This is a genomic window from Nocardioides stalactiti, assembly GCF_014180715.1.
Classification (GTDB): Bacteria; Actinomycetota; Actinomycetes; order Propionibacteriales; family Nocardioidaceae; genus Nocardioides; species Nocardioides stalactiti.
This window is the reverse complement of the sequence record NZ_JACEFC010000003.1, coordinates 32,023-46,735: the sequence shown is the minus strand read 5'-3', so window position 1 is coordinate 46,735 and position 14,713 is coordinate 32,023. Positions and strand designations below refer to the sequence as shown.

10 protein-coding genes are annotated in these 14,713 nt (G+C 66.8%); 4 read left to right on the top strand and 6 right to left on the bottom strand.

Annotated features, from left to right (window positions below; all coding sequences use genetic code 11):
• Positions 1-234 precede the first annotated feature (234 nt).
• Positions 235-837, top strand: a complete 603-nt coding sequence (locus H0487_RS01175) for a TetR/AcrR family transcriptional regulator (protein ID WP_183092394.1) — start codon at positions 235-237, stop codon at positions 835-837.
• A 413-nt stretch (positions 838-1,250) separates the two neighbouring features.
• On the opposite strand, the gene H0487_RS01170 is transcribed toward H0487_RS01175, so the two are convergent.
• A complete protein-coding gene (locus H0487_RS01170; RefSeq protein ID WP_183092393.1) occupies positions 1,251-4,313 on the bottom strand; it encodes an efflux RND transporter permease subunit in 3,063 nt (1,020 codons plus the stop codon).
• Positions 4,313-4,915 (bottom strand): TetR/AcrR family transcriptional regulator, encoded by a 603-nt coding sequence (locus H0487_RS01165; protein WP_183092392.1) that lies wholly within the window; start codon positions 4,913-4,915, stop codon positions 4,313-4,315. Before H0487_RS01165 ends, H0487_RS01170 begins: the two co-directional genes overlap by 1 nt.
• A 107-nt stretch (positions 4,916-5,022) precedes the next feature.
• On the opposite strand from H0487_RS01165, the gene H0487_RS01160 reads away from it, so the two are divergent.
• From H0487_RS01160 to H0487_RS01150, 3 genes are all read left to right on the top strand, one after another.
• Entirely contained in the window at positions 5,023-6,234 is a 1,212-nt protein-coding gene (locus H0487_RS01160) for a cytochrome P450 (RefSeq protein WP_183092391.1), read from the top strand.
• On the top strand, positions 6,231-7,019 hold the full coding sequence (locus H0487_RS01155; protein WP_312855779.1) for an SDR family NAD(P)-dependent oxidoreductase: 789 nt from the start codon (positions 6,231-6,233) through the stop codon (positions 7,017-7,019). Before H0487_RS01160 ends, H0487_RS01155 begins: the two co-directional genes overlap by 4 nt.
• A gap of 125 nt (positions 7,020-7,144) precedes the next feature.
• Positions 7,145-8,497 (top strand): cytochrome P450, encoded by a 1,353-nt coding sequence (locus H0487_RS01150; RefSeq protein ID WP_246382855.1) that lies wholly within the window; start codon positions 7,145-7,147, stop codon positions 8,495-8,497.
• Between the two features lie 639 nt (positions 8,498-9,136).
• Here H0487_RS01150 and H0487_RS01145 read toward each other — a convergent pair.
• The 4 genes from H0487_RS01145 to H0487_RS01130 form a co-directional block, all read right to left on the bottom strand.
• The gene (locus H0487_RS01145; protein WP_183092390.1) at positions 9,137-10,246 is read right to left on the bottom strand and encodes a tyrosine-type recombinase/integrase; all 1,110 of its coding nucleotides are present in this window, start codon (positions 10,244-10,246) and stop codon (positions 9,137-9,139) included.
• A 278-nt stretch (positions 10,247-10,524) separates the two neighbouring features.
• A complete protein-coding gene (locus H0487_RS01140; RefSeq protein ID WP_183092389.1) occupies positions 10,525-12,090 on the bottom strand; it encodes a long-chain-fatty-acid--CoA ligase in 1,566 nt (521 codons plus the stop codon).
• Positions 12,087-13,181, bottom strand: coding sequence for an alpha/beta hydrolase (locus H0487_RS01135; RefSeq protein WP_183092388.1), 1,095 nt, complete (start codon positions 13,179-13,181; stop codon positions 12,087-12,089). Before H0487_RS01135 ends, H0487_RS01140 begins: the two co-directional genes overlap by 4 nt.
• Positions 13,178-14,701 (bottom strand): flavin-containing monooxygenase, encoded by a 1,524-nt coding sequence (locus H0487_RS01130; RefSeq protein WP_183092387.1) that lies wholly within the window; start codon positions 14,699-14,701, stop codon positions 13,178-13,180. The genes H0487_RS01135 and H0487_RS01130 overlap by 4 nt, the downstream gene beginning before the upstream one ends.
• Between the last annotated feature and the right edge of the window lie 12 nt (positions 14,702-14,713).

The window sequence follows — 14,713 nt, the reverse complement described above, 5'->3', positions numbered from 1 at the left end:
TAGGGCGTGATGATCGAGCCACGTGCGGACGTCATCTCGTTCCCCCATGCTGTCAACCGAGTTGGCAACGCACCGCAACAATACGGTGCTCAGTGCCTTCATTGTAGACGACATCGGAATTCTGTACCCCCTCGACGTTGCGTGCCCGTGCGCCCCCGTTGATTCGCGATCGTGGCCAGCGACTCCGTCCGTGACACACGTCATGAATGAAACAGGATCCATTACGCTGTCCGGGTGGATCGTCCGAGCGTCCGAGAGTCCTATCGACGGCACGTCCGCGGCTTGATCCTCGAATCGGCGTATGAGCTCGCAGTCGCCAAGGGCTGGGACAAGGTCCGGATGAGCGAGATCGCCGAGCGCGCCGGCGCGTCGAGGGCGCTGCTCTACAAGGTTTTCGGTGACAAGGCCAGTCTGGGCGACGCACTGTTGCTGCGCGAGGCCGACAGATTTCTGGCAGGGATCCACCTCGAACTGGAACGCCACAGATCCGACGCGGCCGCCGGCATCTCCGCCGCTGTCCAGTTCACGCTCAGCGAGGCTGAGCGAAGCCCCCTGCTGAAGGCGGTCTTGATCTCACATCGTGACGCGACGGATCAACCGCTCGGCGTCCTGCCCCTCCTGACTACCTCGTTCACGCTGCTCGAACGATCCACGGAGGTGCTCGTCGGGTGGTTCATGGAGAGCTTTCCCGAGCTCGACCGGACGGACGTCGATGACGCTGCCGATGCGCTGGTTCGGCTCACCGTGAGCCACCTTGCCCTCCCGAACGCCGACATGAACACCACGGGCCGCCAGATCACTGAAGTGGCGCTGAGGTACCTCGGACTCAGGTCGTAGAAATCTCGACAAGATTGTCTATGTCAGCCACTGAACCGCATGTAGGTCTTCAACGTGGCTGGCCTGGCGCTGGCTGGCAGGGTTTGCGCCGGCTACTCGGCGCTCGTTGTGACTCCTGAATCGCCTGATCCCTCGGGGTGTCAAGGCCCGGACCTGTCCAGCGGATGCCGGGTGGATGCCGGCGCCGACCCTGGCCCACAGCAATGGCTTGATCAGAAGCATGCCCACCGCGGGGACTGCGCCCCTCGCTGTGGCTCATGACAGGTCCGCCTCGCGATGGGACCTCCTCGTTCTGGTGTTCCACCCGGGCTGGAGCCGGCGACGACGTCTCATCCCGATCAGGTTGGAGAACCTCTCTTGTCGCAGTCGTGCTCGACTACCCGGAAGTGCCGGGCTCGGGCTTCGGGCCGGGGTCAGGACGCTGCAGGGGATGGTGCCGTCGTGGTTGATCCGCGGCGCCGGGTCGCGGAGGCCGGCCACCAGTTGTGGTTCTCGAGTAGTGCGGCGCAGGCGGGGACGATGAGGCTGCGGACCACGAAGGTGTCGAGCAGCAGTCCGGTGGCGACGGCGAAGCCGGTCTGGGCGAGAGTGATGACTGGTGAGGTGAGGATGGCGATGAAGGTGCTGGCGAAGATGATGCCTGCGGAGGTGATCACTGGGCCGGTGAGGGTGACGGCTTCGGCAACTTTGGCGCGGGTCAGGGTGGTGCCGTTCTCGCGCATGCGGCTCATCAGCAAGATGTTGTAGTCGGCGCCGACGGCTACGAGTAGCACGAAGGTGATCACGGGTACGGCGAACTGGATGTCGTGGCCGAGGAGGCTCTGGAAGACCAGGGTGGTTAGGCCGAGTGCTGCCGCGCAGGACAGAGCCACCGAGACGAGCAGGTACAAGGGGGCGGCGAGTGACCTCAGGGTGATGATGAGGACGAGGAGGACGACCAGGAGCACTGCCATGAGGACGAGTTTGGCGTCGTCGAGCAGGTAGCGGTTCAGGTCGGCGCCGAGACCGGCGGCGCCGGTGCCGCTGACGGTGGCATCGGCAAGACGCGTCTGGTCTAGCGCGGTTTCGGCCGTCTCCTGCACTTCCTCGAAGCGGCGTAGCCCGTCCGGGCTCAAGGGATCCGTGTCGCCGGTGACCTGGATTCGTGCCACGCGGCCGTCGGGGCTCAGGAACACTTCACGCGCGTAGGCGAACCGTTCGTCTCGCAAGGCGCTCGCGGGCAGGTAGAAGCCTCCGGCCTCGGGGCTGTCGGCCTGGCGATTCACTCTGTTCAGGTAGGACTCCGAGCGTCGCAGGTTCTCGGTGAGCCGGCTGGTCTGGTCGATGAGCTCTTCGATGCCGGGCGCGAAGGCGTCGGCGTTGTCGGCGATCTGCGAGGTGCCGTCTGCCATCTGTCCCAGCCTGGTGCGCAGGAGCCGCTGCCCGCCGGCGATCCGGTCGGCACCGCGCTGGGCCTGGTCCAACCCGGCGGCGAGACGGTCGAGGCCTTCGGCCAGCCGTCCTTGACCGCTCGCGATGCGTGCTGCGCCGTCCGCTGCCTTCTGCAAGCCGGGAAGCAGTTCGTTCTTCAGGCCGCGGTGGATCTCAGTTAGCCCTTCGCGCGCTCGGTGACAGACCGGGTCGGCGGTGCAGAGCAGGTCACGGTTGAGCGCTTGCACGATCATGCCTATCCCGTCCACGGCGACACTGACTTGGTCGTGGGCGGTCTGGAGCCCTGTCGCCAAGGTCGCGGCGCCCCGTTGGAGTCGGCGTGCGCCCTGTGCCGCGCTCTCCGTGTTCTCCGCGGCGCGGCCGAGTCCCCCGGCGAGGTCGGTGGTGCCATCCACCAGCCTGTTGACACCGTCGCGAGCACGATCGGCGCCCCCGGCGACTTGATCGATCGCATCGGCAAGCTGGGTGCTGCCCGAGGAGAGGCGTTCCAGCCCGGGTTGTCCTTCCTCCAGGCCATCGCTGGCTCGGCCGAACCCCTCGGCGAGTCTCTTGAGCTGCCGGGCGATCGAAGCCGGCTTGAGCGGCTTTCCGGCCGGCTGGGTGATGCTGCGCACGCCGGTGACCCCGTCCACCTTGGCTACCTCGCGACTGAGCTCGTTGAGCACGGCCAGATCCTTGGGGTTGCGCATGTCCCGGGGCGATTCCACCAGCAGGTAGTCAGGCAGGGTCTCGTTGCGGGGGTAATGCTCCTCCAACACCTCCAGCCCCTGGTTGCTCGGCGTGCCCTCGGGCTGGGAGTTGCGCTGGTCATAGGAGATCACCATGGTGGGCAAGAACGCGGCCAGCGCCACCAGCACAGCAGCGCCGACCAGAAGCACGCGAGCGGGTCGCCGCGCCACCAGCTGGCCGACCCGCGACCACGCAGAGGTCGGCGCCGGGGCCCGGGCGGGACCGATCCGCGGCCCGAACCAGACCATCAACGCAGGCGTGAAGGTCAGGCTCACCGCGACGGTCACCGCGACACAGATCGCCATCGGCGGACCGGTGGTGGAGAAGATCGCCAGCTTGGTGAAGCCAAGGCACGAGGCAGCCACGATAACGGTGCCGGCCGAGGCCAGCAACGCTGGGCCCACCCTGGTCGCGGACTCCCGAACCGCCGCCATCGGGTCGTCGCTTCGTCCGTAGGCCTCCCGGAACCGGCTGATCAGAAACACGCAATAGTCGGTGCCGGCGCCCAGCACGATCGCGGTGACGAACGCATCGGTGTAGGTCGACAGCGCCAAGCCCTGCTCACCCGCCCAGGCGAGCACCCCGCGAGCGCAGGCCAGCGCCACCCCGATCGTCACCACGGTGATCACCACGGTGGTGAGCCGGCGGTAGATGATCAGCAGGATCATGATCAGCAGCAGAGCCGAGATCACCGTGATCCTCACCGACGCGGCATTGACCTCCGTCGTCAGGTCCGTGATCATCGCCGCGTCACCGGTCACGTGTGTAGTGGTGCCAGGCGGCACTGGCACCTGGGCGACCTCGTCCCGAAGCCAGTGCACGTCTCGCTCCGAGCCCGGTGATCCCACGCCACTGGTCAACCCGACCACCATGTACGCGGCCTCGCCGTCGTCGCTGACCAATTGGCGCCGAGCGTCCTTGTTGCCGACGAAGTGCTGCACGTCAGAGACCCGCACCTCGTCTGCCTGCAGCGCCCGCACCAGCTTGCGGTAGGCCCGGACATCCGCCGCGCGCAGACCGTCGCTATTGCTGAACACGACGTAGACGAAGGACTCGGTGCGCCCCGAACCGAACGCCTCATCCATCCGATGCAACGTGTTCAACGTGGGGGCGTCCTCCGGCAGAAACGCCGAACTGCTTCGCTCCACCACCGATGGAAGCGATGGCACCGCAACCGTTACTGCGACAGCCGCGATCAGCCAGCCGAGGACCACCAGCCGCGGGAAGCGAATTCCGGCTGAGCAGAGTCGGGCCAGGCGGCCCGGTGCGGCGGCTGTCCAGGTCTTGCGTTGGCTTGAACCGCGTTGCGATCTCATCAGGACTCTTGTGGGGCCGAATCAGGGGGTAGCAGCCCTTCTAGGACCACGGTGAGGATGGAGGGGCTCAAACTCTCGGCGCTGAGTGGCCGGTCCGTGGCTAGGTATGACAGTGCACTCATGGTGACGGCGCCGAACAAGACCATCGCGGTCGTGGCAGGATCCTCGGTCGCTCGGAGCGACCCGTCGCGTACGCCCTCCTCGAGAAGATGTTGCACCGGTGTGTAGTAGGCCTCGGTGATGGCGGTTGCGATCTCGGGGATGCGACCCGCCCGACCGAGGTTTCCCACGAGGGCTCGGCACACAGCCGGCTGATCAGCCATCACCCGCAACTGCGCTTGGACGACCGCGGTCAACCGGGTCGCCGCCGAGTCCGCGGCCTGCACTGCCATGGTGACCTCGTCGGCCATCTGTTGAAGCGCGTCTTGGAAAAGGAACGCCAAGATCTCTTCCTTGCCCGCGAAGTAGTAGTAGAGCGTCGCCTTCGGCACTCCGGTTGCGGAGGCAATGTCCTCAACCTTGGTGTCCTCAAGGCCGCGATCTGCGAACAGTTCGGCAGCGCCCGGCAGTCGAGCAGCGATCTGGGCCGGAACACGGCGCATGGCGGTCTCCTGTCGCTATAACCCGTGAGGCTATAACCTACGAGTCTAGACTAACAGTCTAACTCCGTGGTCCAATACCATCCGGTGCTCGCGGAAGGGGCCCAGCCATGGTGGAGCTCTACGACCCGTTCGATCCAGCCGTGCATCAGGACCCGTACCCGGTGTACGAGGTGTTGAGAGAGCGGTGCCCGCTCTACCGGGCGGAGAACAGCAACACGTGGGTGTTGAGCAGGTACAGCGACGTCGAGGCAGCCCTGCTCGATGTGGGGACCTACTCATCGGCCCGCGGGATCTTCCCCACGCGCTCGGCGGTGGACATGACCGAGTTGTTCTTGCCGATGATGATCATGATGGACCCGCCCCGGCACACTGAGATGCGGTCGCTGGTCAGCAGAGTCTTCACCGCCCGCCGGATCGCCGGCCTGGCCGCAACGGTTCACGAGGCCGCCGACGAGCTGGTGGAGCCGTTCGAGGACCTGGCAGGGTGCGACTTCGTCCAGGACTTCGCCGGGCCGCTGCCGGCCATGGTGATCGCCGATCTCCTCGGCGTGCCGCGATCCGACCGCGACCAGTTCCGGATCTGGTCCAGCACGCTGGTCCAGGCCAACCCGTTGCTCGACATGGCCGGCCCGGGGCTCGCGGCCGCCGCTGCGCTGTATGACTACTTCGCCGAGTTCCTGACCGATCGACGCACGAGGCCACGTGAGGACTTGATCTCTGCGCTTGTTCAGGCCGAGGTCAACGGCGAGCGGCTCACTGAAGAGGAGCTCCTCGGCTTCTGCCTGCTCTTGCTGGTGGCCGGTCATGAGACGACCACCAACCTGCTGGGCAACAGTGCTGTCGTCCTCGCAGAGCATCCCGAGGCCCGTCGCAGGATGGCCGAGGACGCAACCCTCATCGCTCCGGCGGTCGAGGAGCTGCTGCGCTACGACTCTCCCGTCCAGGGCCTTTCCCGAACCCTCACCCGCGAGGTGAGGCTGCACGGGCAGACCATGATCGAAGGAGCGACCGTGCTTCTGCTGTTTGGCTCGGCCAACCGCGACGAACGCGCCTTCCCCTCAGCCGACGTGTTCGACATCGACCGCAAGCCGGACCACCAGGTCGCCTTCGGTCGTGGGATCCACTTCTGCCTAGGCGCAGCCCTTGCCCGCATGGAAGCCGCGGCCGCGCTCGCCACCATTCTGCGTCGATGGCCTGACTGGGACGTCGACCTCGCTGCCGCGACCCGGCTCCGCTCGGGGCCGGTCCGCGGCTACGCCTCACTCCCCATCACTTGGACCAGGACTCCCGTCGATGCGTCCGCGAGAGGAAATCGGTGACAGCCACATCACTTCGCGACCGGGTTGTCATCATCACCGGCGGCGGACGGGGCATCGGATACGCCACCGCCAAGAGACTCACCGCGCTCGGCGCCAAGGTGGGCATCGGCGACATCGACGAGTCGCGGGTGCTCACAGCGGCCGACGAGCTCGGGATTGAGGTCGCCGCCAGGTTGGACGTGACGGACCCGGCGTCGTTCCGTGCGTTCTACGCGACGGTGACCGACCGGCTCGGAACGCCGTACGCGCTGATCAACAACGCCGCGATCATGCCCGTCGGACCAACCCTGGAGGAACCCGACGACGTGGCTCGCCGCATGGTCGACATTAACGTTCACGGTGTCATCACGGGCACGAAGCTCGCATTGGAGTCGATGTTGCCGCGACATGGCGGCCACATCATCAACGTTGCGTCGATGGCCGGCGAAACGTTCGTTCCCGGAGCCGCCACCTACTGCGCGACCAAGGCGGCGGTGATCGGCTTCACCGAAGCGGTCCGCCTCGAGCACCGCACCAGCGGCGTCGAGGTCTCGTTGGTGCTACCCCCGTCACCACCATCGAAGCTGGTCACCGGAATCGCCGGACCGAGAGGTCTGCGCAACGCCGAGCCCGAAGAGGTCGCCGACGCAATCGCCTCGCTCCTGCAGAGACCGCGACCCCGTGCCTACCCCACCGGGTCTCGGTCAGGAACATCTGGTCTCCGCCGACCAAGCCGAGCGCATGGCCTACGAAAACCGCGCCCGGAAGTCCTGAGAGCAACCCGATCACAAAGGAAGATCCCGTGAGCCCGCTTCTCCTCAGGCCCCGGAAGGCGCTGCGCGACCGCTGCTCCTCCATCCTGATGCTCCCGGCGCCTCGGAAGGTGGATGAGGTGCTACTGGACCTCACGCACCGATGGCCCACCCGACCCTTGGCCGAACCACCACGGGGCAGCGGGCTGCGACCGGTCGAGGGCGACAAGGGGTGGCCGCTCCTGGGTCACACGGTGGACTACATCCGATTCGGCGCCCAGTTGGGTCGGGACCGGTACGCTCGCCTCGGTCCGGTCTCCTGGATGGGCGCGTTCGGCACACGAATGGTGGTCGTGGCCGGACCTTCGGCGACTCAGTCGGTGCTCGCGAACTCCGACAAGGCCTTCTCCCAGGACGGATGGACCTTCCTGATCGACAAGTTCTTCCATCGCGGCCTGATGCTGATGAGCTTCGATGAGCACCTCATGCACCGCCGGATCATGCAGGAAGCCTTCACCCGGGACCGGCTCGCTGGTTACGTGAACCAGGTCGCGCCGCAGGCACGGGAGGGCGTTGCTTCCTGGTCGAGCGACGGCCCCGTGCGGCTCTACCCGCTGCTGAAGGACCTCACATTGGACATCGCCACCGAGGTGTTCATGGGAGGCCGCGGCGGCGGGGACACGAGAGCCATCAACGAGGCCTTCGTCGCAACCGTCCGCGCGGCCAGCTCCATCGTCCGTCTGCCAATTCCCGGCACCCGTTTCCGGGCCGGCGTCAAGGGCCGCAGGGTGCTCGAGGACTACTTCCACAAGCACCTCCCCGCGACGCGGGCTGGAGGAGGCGACGACCTGTTCGCTGGTCTATGCCAGGCGACCACCGCCGACGGCGAGAGCTTCAGCGACGAGGACATCATCAATCACATGATCTTCCTCATGATGGCCGCGCACGACACCTCCACCATCACCACCGCCGCGGCCGCCTACTTCCTGGCCAAACACCCCCAGTGGCAAGAAGCCGCCCGGCGCGAGTCACTCGCCCTCGGAAAGGCCGTCGACATCGACGCCCTCGAAGGACTGACCACCCTCGACCTGGTGATCAGGGAGACGCTGCGCCTAGTGGCCCCCGTGCCGTTGGTGATGCGCAAGACAGTGAAAGACACTGAGGTCCAAGGACACCACGTCCCTGCGGGCACGCTGGTCGCTGTCGCCGCTGCAGTAAACCACTTCGACCACACCTGCTGGACCCAGCCAGACACGTTCGACCCGAACAGGTTCGGCCCCGCGCGCCAGGAGGACAAGTCCCATCGAAACGCCTGGATCCCCTTCGGCGGCGGCGTTCACAAATGCATCGGACTGCACTTCGGGACCCTGGAGGTCAAGGCGATCCTGCACGAGATGCTGTTGAACTATCGTTGGACGGTGCCCGACAACTATCGGGTCCGCTGGGATAACACCTCGCTCCCGGTGCCCGCGGACGGCCTTCCCGTGCAGTTCCAGCCCCTGACGGGGGCTCCGCCTGGACAACAACACTGAGACCACCGGATGCTTGCGGTTCCGCGGGTGTGCATACCTGAGCCACGGGGCCTTTCGTCTGGATGCGGGTGAGGGCGTCGAGGTTGCGTTGGTCGGTCGTGTCGGGCAAGGGTGTGCAGGAATTTCTGCGTGGTTTGGATTTGGGAGTGGCCCAATGCGGTCCATCATGGATTTGAGGTCGGCGCCACCGGCTAGTAGCAGAGTCTCCAAGAAACCCAGGGCGATTCAGATGTCATGTTCGGACCAAGCTTGATCCCGGACTGCCGCGGCTCGGTCGTAGCTGGCAGGAGCCTCTGGTGCCACGCGGTGGCGGGTTCGCACCGTCTGAATGCGCGAGCGCCGCTGGGGTAAATCCCATGAAGCTGACCTTCATCGCCCGGGCGACGAAGATTGGTAGGCCCCGCTGGTTCAGCCAGTCGCTGGCGGGGCCGAACTCTGCTACTTGGATCCGAGCGGTTTACACCAAGCGTCGACGCTTGGGTTCGAATGTCAACCGTGTTCGTGGAGTGGCTCGGAGAGTGGGCGCGCGAGCGGGTCGATCTAGATTCATCTAGAGAAACTGCACTTTCTAGCTTTGGCAGAGGTGCCCCGGATGGGGTCCGTTGTGGTACCGGCGACCGGCCCGGTTGACGGCGCGTCTCAGGGCTGGCGGTTCTGGATGCGGGTGAGCGCGTCGAGGTTGCGTTGGTCGGTGTCGGGCAGGGTGTGGAGGTACTTCTGGGTGGTTTGGATTTGGGAGTGGCCCATGCGCTCCATCACGGACTTCAGGTCCGCGCCACCGGCCAGCAGCCAGGAGGCGTGGGCGTGGCGCAGGTCGTGGACCCGGACAGGGAAGTCGACTCCGGAGGCTTTGACGGCGGGCAGCCAGATCCGGGTGCGGAAGGTGTTGCGGGAGATCGGCGTGCCGGCCTTCGTCGGGAAGAGCAGGTCATCGTGCCCGATGCCGTTGGCCTGGATGTGCTGGGCGATGTTGTCGAGCCAGGCCTGGCGGACGCCAAAGGTGCGGGGCTCGTTGTCCTTGGGGTAGGGCTTGGTCAGGTAGCGCTGGCCGGTGGGGGAGTGGGTCTTGGAGACCTCGACGATGGTCTCCTCAACGGTCAGTGATCGGCGGAGGAAGTCGATGTGGCGGGGCTTGAGCGCGACGAGCTCGCCCCACCGCAGTCCGGCCTCGATCAGGGTCTCGACCATGAGTCGGTGCTGGTCGGGGATCGCGGCGAGCAGACGGGTGAATTCGTCGGGGGTGAGGGTACGGGCCTTGCGGGTGATGACCTTAGGTAGCTCGGTGTGGTCGCAGGGGTTGTGGACCAGGATCCGGTCTTTGACGGCGCGGGCGAAGATCGAGGACAGCATCACGTGGTACTTGCGGATCGACCGAGGCGACAGCCCGTCCGCGTTGGCTTGGGTGACCCAGTCCTGGACCAGGGACGGGGAGATGCGGTTCAACTTGCGGTCGCCGAGGTAGGGGTAGAAGTGCTTGTTCAAATACGAGATGTAGGCCGCCCGGGTGGACGCTTCGACGTGCTTGTTCGGGAGCCACTCGCCCTTCACGTAGTCGGTGAAGGTGACCTCGCCGAGGGTGGTGTCGTGCCACGCGCCGGCGAGGACCTTCTGTTCCTCCCGGTTCGCCGCGCGCAGGGCGTCGCGGCGGGTGGAGAAGGTGCCTGCGGAGCGGAGGCGCCCGTCGGGGTCGCGGTAGCCGCCGCGGTAACGAGTGCCCTTAGCGCCGTGTCGTTCCACTACCCATGCCATGAAGTCTCCCCGAGTCGCATGTGAGCCATTTGTGAGCAGACCATGCCCGGATCTGGCTGGACGATCTCGGACGTCAGCGGAACGCAAACTGCCCTCTGACCTGCGACTTTACCTTGATTCCACACTCAGCGCACCTGTCGGTTGGTGGTCGGAGGGTCTCTCATAACCCAGAGGTCGCAGGTTCAAATCCTGCCCCCGCTACCAAAATCGAAGGGCCCGGACAGATTCTGTCCGGGCCCTTCGTGCGTGCACACCTGTGGCGCGCCGCGAGCTGGTGCTCAGGTCAGCTCACGCTTGAGGATCTTTCCCGTCGCCGTCATCGGGAGGCCAGTCACGAGCTCGATGATGCGCGGGTACTTGTACGACGCCATCTCCTGCTTGGCCCAGGCCACGAGCTCGCCCGAGGTCAGCGCCGAGCCGGGTTGGAGGATCACGAACGCCTTGATCTCCTCGCCGTGGCTCTCGTGGGGCACACCTATGACCGCGGCCAGGCTGACGTCCGGGTGCAGAACCAGTACTTCCTCGATCTCGCGGGGGTAGACATTGAACCCGCCGCGGATGATGAGGTCCTTGGACCGGTCGACGATGTAGTAGTAGCCGTCTTCGTCGCGTCGTGCGAGGTCTCCGGTCCGGAACCAGCCGTCGGGGTCGATGACGGCGGCTGTCGCGTCGGGTCGTCGGAAGTACCCCTTCATGACGTTGTGCCCCCTGACCGCGATCTCGCCGACCGCGTCGGGGGTCCACTCGATCGGGTTCCAGGAGTCCGGTTCGATCAGCTTCATCTCGACGCCGGGGATCGGTGTGCCGATCGAGCCCGGGCGCGGCGGTTCGTCGCGGGGCGCGAACGACGTCACCGGGGAGGTCTCGGACAGTCCGTAGCCCTCGGCGATCGTGACGCCCAGCTGTGTGGCGACCTGCCGGTGGATCTCGACGGGGAGGGCCGATCCGCCGGAGATCGCCAAGCGGAGACTCTTGGCGATGGTGCCCACATCGGTGCGTTCGTCGAGCGCACCCAGCAGACCCCAGTACATCGTCGGTACGCCGGCGAAGACCGTGACCGACTCCCGCTCCATCGTCTCGAGCACAGGTCCCGGCTCGAAACGGGGGAGCATCACGATGGTCCCGCCGAAGGCGAAGGCGCCGTTCTGGATGGTGGTCTGGCCGAAGGAGTGGAACAGCGGTAGGACGCACAGGTAGGTGTCCGGCTCGTCGTCGTCGCAGCCGAACAGGTCCTTGCCCGCCAGCGCGTTGTCCCGCATGTTGCGGTGGCGCAGCTCGGCGCCCTTCGGTTGGCCGGTGGTCCCCGACGTGTAGAGGATGACGGCGGTGTCGTCTTCGTCGGTCGCGACGGACGCAAAGGTGTGCGGCTGCGCTGCCACGGCCTGCCCGAAAGCCTCAGCATCGGGGATCGAAGGCGAGGCGCTCGGGTCGGAGGTGACGACGAACAAGTGCCTGCAGGTGTCGGCCTGGTCGAAGCCGGCGCCTGCCTCCGCGCCGATGGGCAGCGTGTCCGTGCCCTCGAACGCGAAGAGGGCCTTCGCCTCGGAGTCGTCGAGGTGGTAGGCGACTTCGCGACCCTTGAGCAGCACGTTCAGGGGTACGACCACCGCACCCGCCTTGAGGATGCCGTAGTACACGATCGGGAAGGCCGGCACGTTCGGACACATGAGGGCGACCCGGTCGCCGGGCGCGATCCCGCGCTCGATCAGGAGGTTCGCGACCTGGTTCGCAGCGGTGTCCACCTGGCGGTAGGTCAGGCGGGTGGGCCCCGAGACGACGGCCTCGCGGTCGGGGTGCAGGCGGGCCGAGTCCTCCAGGAGGGAGGCCAGGTTCAGCGCGCTCATCTTGTGTCCCTGGCGAGGGCTGCCTCGGTGACCGTGAGGTCGGCGGTCCGTCCCGACCGCTCGTCCAGGGTCGTGCGGATCGCAGCGACGAGTCGCTCGGTCGCGGCCTTGCTGCTCGGGCTGAGGGCCGTGAAGGAGAGGTAGCCGTGCACGTTGCCGGCTTCGCGGATCACCGTCGTCGGCACGCCGTTCTCCAGCAGTGCCGTGGCGTAGGCGTGGCCGTCGTCGTGCAGCGGGTCGAACCCGCCGAGGGTGACGATGGCGCGCGGGAGGCCTTCGAGGCTCGCCGCACGGAGCGGGGAGACGCGCGGATCGGCGACGTCGGTCCCTTCGGGCAGGTAGTGCCCCATGAACCACGCGACCTGCTGGGCGGTCAGCGCGGGGGAGTCGGCGAACTCGTCCTGGGAGGAGCGATGGACCGAGACGTCGGTCACCGGCTGGATCAGCACCTGGAGGACGGGCTGGACGTCCTGGCCGCGCACCTGCTGGCAGAGGACCGCGGCGATGTTGCCGCCGGCGCTCTCGCCGGCCACCACGACCCGACGCGGGTCGATGCCCCAGTCCGCGGCGTGAGTGACGACGTGGTGCCAGGCGGCAAGCGCGTCATCGTGGGCCGCAGGGAAGGGGTGCTCCGGTGCGAGGCGGTACTCCACGGAGAGGACGTCGGCCCCGGTCCCGTGAGCGAGCATGCGGGCCGGAGCGGTGTAGCTCGCTCGGCTGCCGAGCGCGAAGCCGCCGCCGTGGAAGAACAGGATCAGGTCGCGGGCCGATTGCCCGGACCGGTAGCGGGTGGCCCACAGCCCGTCGCGGATCTCGACCTCCTCCTCGAGGGCACATGGTGAAATGCGGTCGCCGAACAGCGCGAGGTCCCGCTCGGTGACCTGCCGCGCCTCAGTGGCGGACAGGTCGCTGAAGTCCTCGGCGGATTCGCTGAGCTTCATCAGGAGTGCCACGTCGGGGGCCATCCGGTCACCGGCGCTGTTGACTGGCGGACGCGCCAGCACCCGCTGGAGCGGGGCCGGCAAGTGGCTGAGCGCGACGAGGAGAAGCCGCTGGAGACGCTGGCCCAGGGTGAAGTGCTGCGTGCTCATGACGTGGCCTCGACGCTGACCAGGTGCGGCGCCTCGACGGCTCGCTTCGAGAGCTGGAGGTCGCGGTGGATCAGGCGGCCTTTGAAGAGTCGGTTGTCCCGCACGAAGGTCGTGTGCATCCGCCATGGCTTGTCCGCGCCCTGGCGCGGAAGCTCTGCCTGGGCGCGCTGCATGTAGCCGGCCGAGAGGTCGAAGAGGCTCTGGGTGGCCATGCCCTCCGGCGCGACGGGCAGCGCGGTGTCGTAGCCCTTGCGGTCCATCTCGCGGATCACGTCGGCGACGAGCCGGGTCACGTTGCGGATGCGCAGCGTCCAGGTCGCCTTGGTAAAGCCGAGCATCATCGCCCAGTTGGGGACGCCGGACATGAGAGCGCCGTGGTAGAGCACGGTGTCGGCGACGTCGACGGGGGTGCCGTCGACTGTCGGCTTGATGCCGCCGAGCATCTGCATGACGAGCCCGGTCGCGGTGACGATGACGTCGGCCTCGAGCGTCTGGCCCGACTTCAGCAGGATGCCCTCGGGGGTGAACCGCTCGATATGGTCCGTCACTACTGCAGCCTTGCCCTCGCGGATCACCTCGAAGAAGTCGCCGTCCGGGGTGGCGCACAGGCGCTGGTCCCAGGGGTTGTAGGGCGGCGCGAAATGGGTGTCGACGTCGAAGCCCGGCGGCAGTTCCTTGGCCGTCATGCTGCGCAGGAGCTTGCGTCCGAAGTTGGGGAAGCGGGACATCACGGTCACGAGGAAGTGGTCGCGCCGGATGTTCTTGATCCGGGTCAGTGCGTAGCCGCGTCGGGCGCCGAAGATCTTCATGAGGAGGAGGGCGATCTTGTCCACCCGGGGGATCGAGGCGACGTAGCTCGGGGTGCGCTGGAGCATGGTGACGTGGGCGGCCGCGCCCTCGCCCTTCAGCATCGCGGGGAGCATCGTCACGGCGGTGGCGCCGCTGCCGATGATGACCACGCGCTTGCCGCTGTGGTCGTAGTCCTCGGGCCAGTGCTGTGGGTGGAGGATGTCGCCGCGGAAGTCCTCGCGACCTTCGAAGTGGGGCTCGAAGCCCTGGTCGTAGCGGTAGTAGCCGGTGCCGCTGAAGACGAAGCCGGCCTTGATGGTCTTCCTCGTCTCGGTGCCCGCCTCGTCGGTCGCGGTGACCTCGAGCGTCCACTGCGCTTCGTCGCTGGACCAGTCGGCCGCGGTGACGCGGTGGCGCAGGCGCAGGATCTTGTCGAGCCCGAACTCGGTGACGGTCTCGGCCATGTAGCTCCGGATCAGCGCGCCCTCGGCGATCGCGTCGTCGTGCATCCACGGCTTGAACGCGTAGCCGTAGTGGTGCACGGCGTCGTCGGACCGAATCCCCGGGTAGCGGAACAGGTCCCAGGTCCCACCGATTGCGTCGCGGCCCTCGAGCAGGAGGACCTTCTTGTCGGGGAAGTCGGCGGTCAGGTACGTCGCCGCACCGATGCCGGACAGGCCGGCGCCGATGACGACGATGTCGGCCGTCTCCGTCGTGTGGTGGTGATTCATCTCAGCGCCTCC

Coding starts and splice junctions, on each gene's coding strand:
- H0487_RS01135 (WP_183092388.1), bottom strand. CDS start 13,181: ATGAGCACGCAGCACTTCACCCTGGGCCAGCGTCTCCAGCGGCTTCTC.
- H0487_RS01145 (WP_183092390.1), bottom strand. CDS start 10,246: ATGGCATGGGTAGTGGAACGACACGGCGCTAAGGGCACTCGTTACCGC.
- H0487_RS01165 (WP_183092392.1), bottom strand. CDS start 4,915: ATGCGCCGTGTTCCGGCCCAGATCGCTGCTCGACTGCCGGGCGCTGCC.
- H0487_RS01160 (WP_183092391.1), top strand. CDS start 5,023: ATGGTGGAGCTCTACGACCCGTTCGATCCAGCCGTGCATCAGGACCCG.
- H0487_RS01140 (WP_183092389.1), bottom strand. CDS start 12,090: ATGAGCGCGCTGAACCTGGCCTCCCTCCTGGAGGACTCGGCCCGCCTG.
- H0487_RS01170 (WP_183092393.1), bottom strand. CDS start 4,313: ATGAGATCGCAACGCGGTTCAAGCCAACGCAAGACCTGGACAGCCGCC.
- H0487_RS01130 (WP_183092387.1), bottom strand. CDS start 14,701: ATGAATCACCACCACACGACGGAGACGGCCGACATCGTCGTCATCGGC.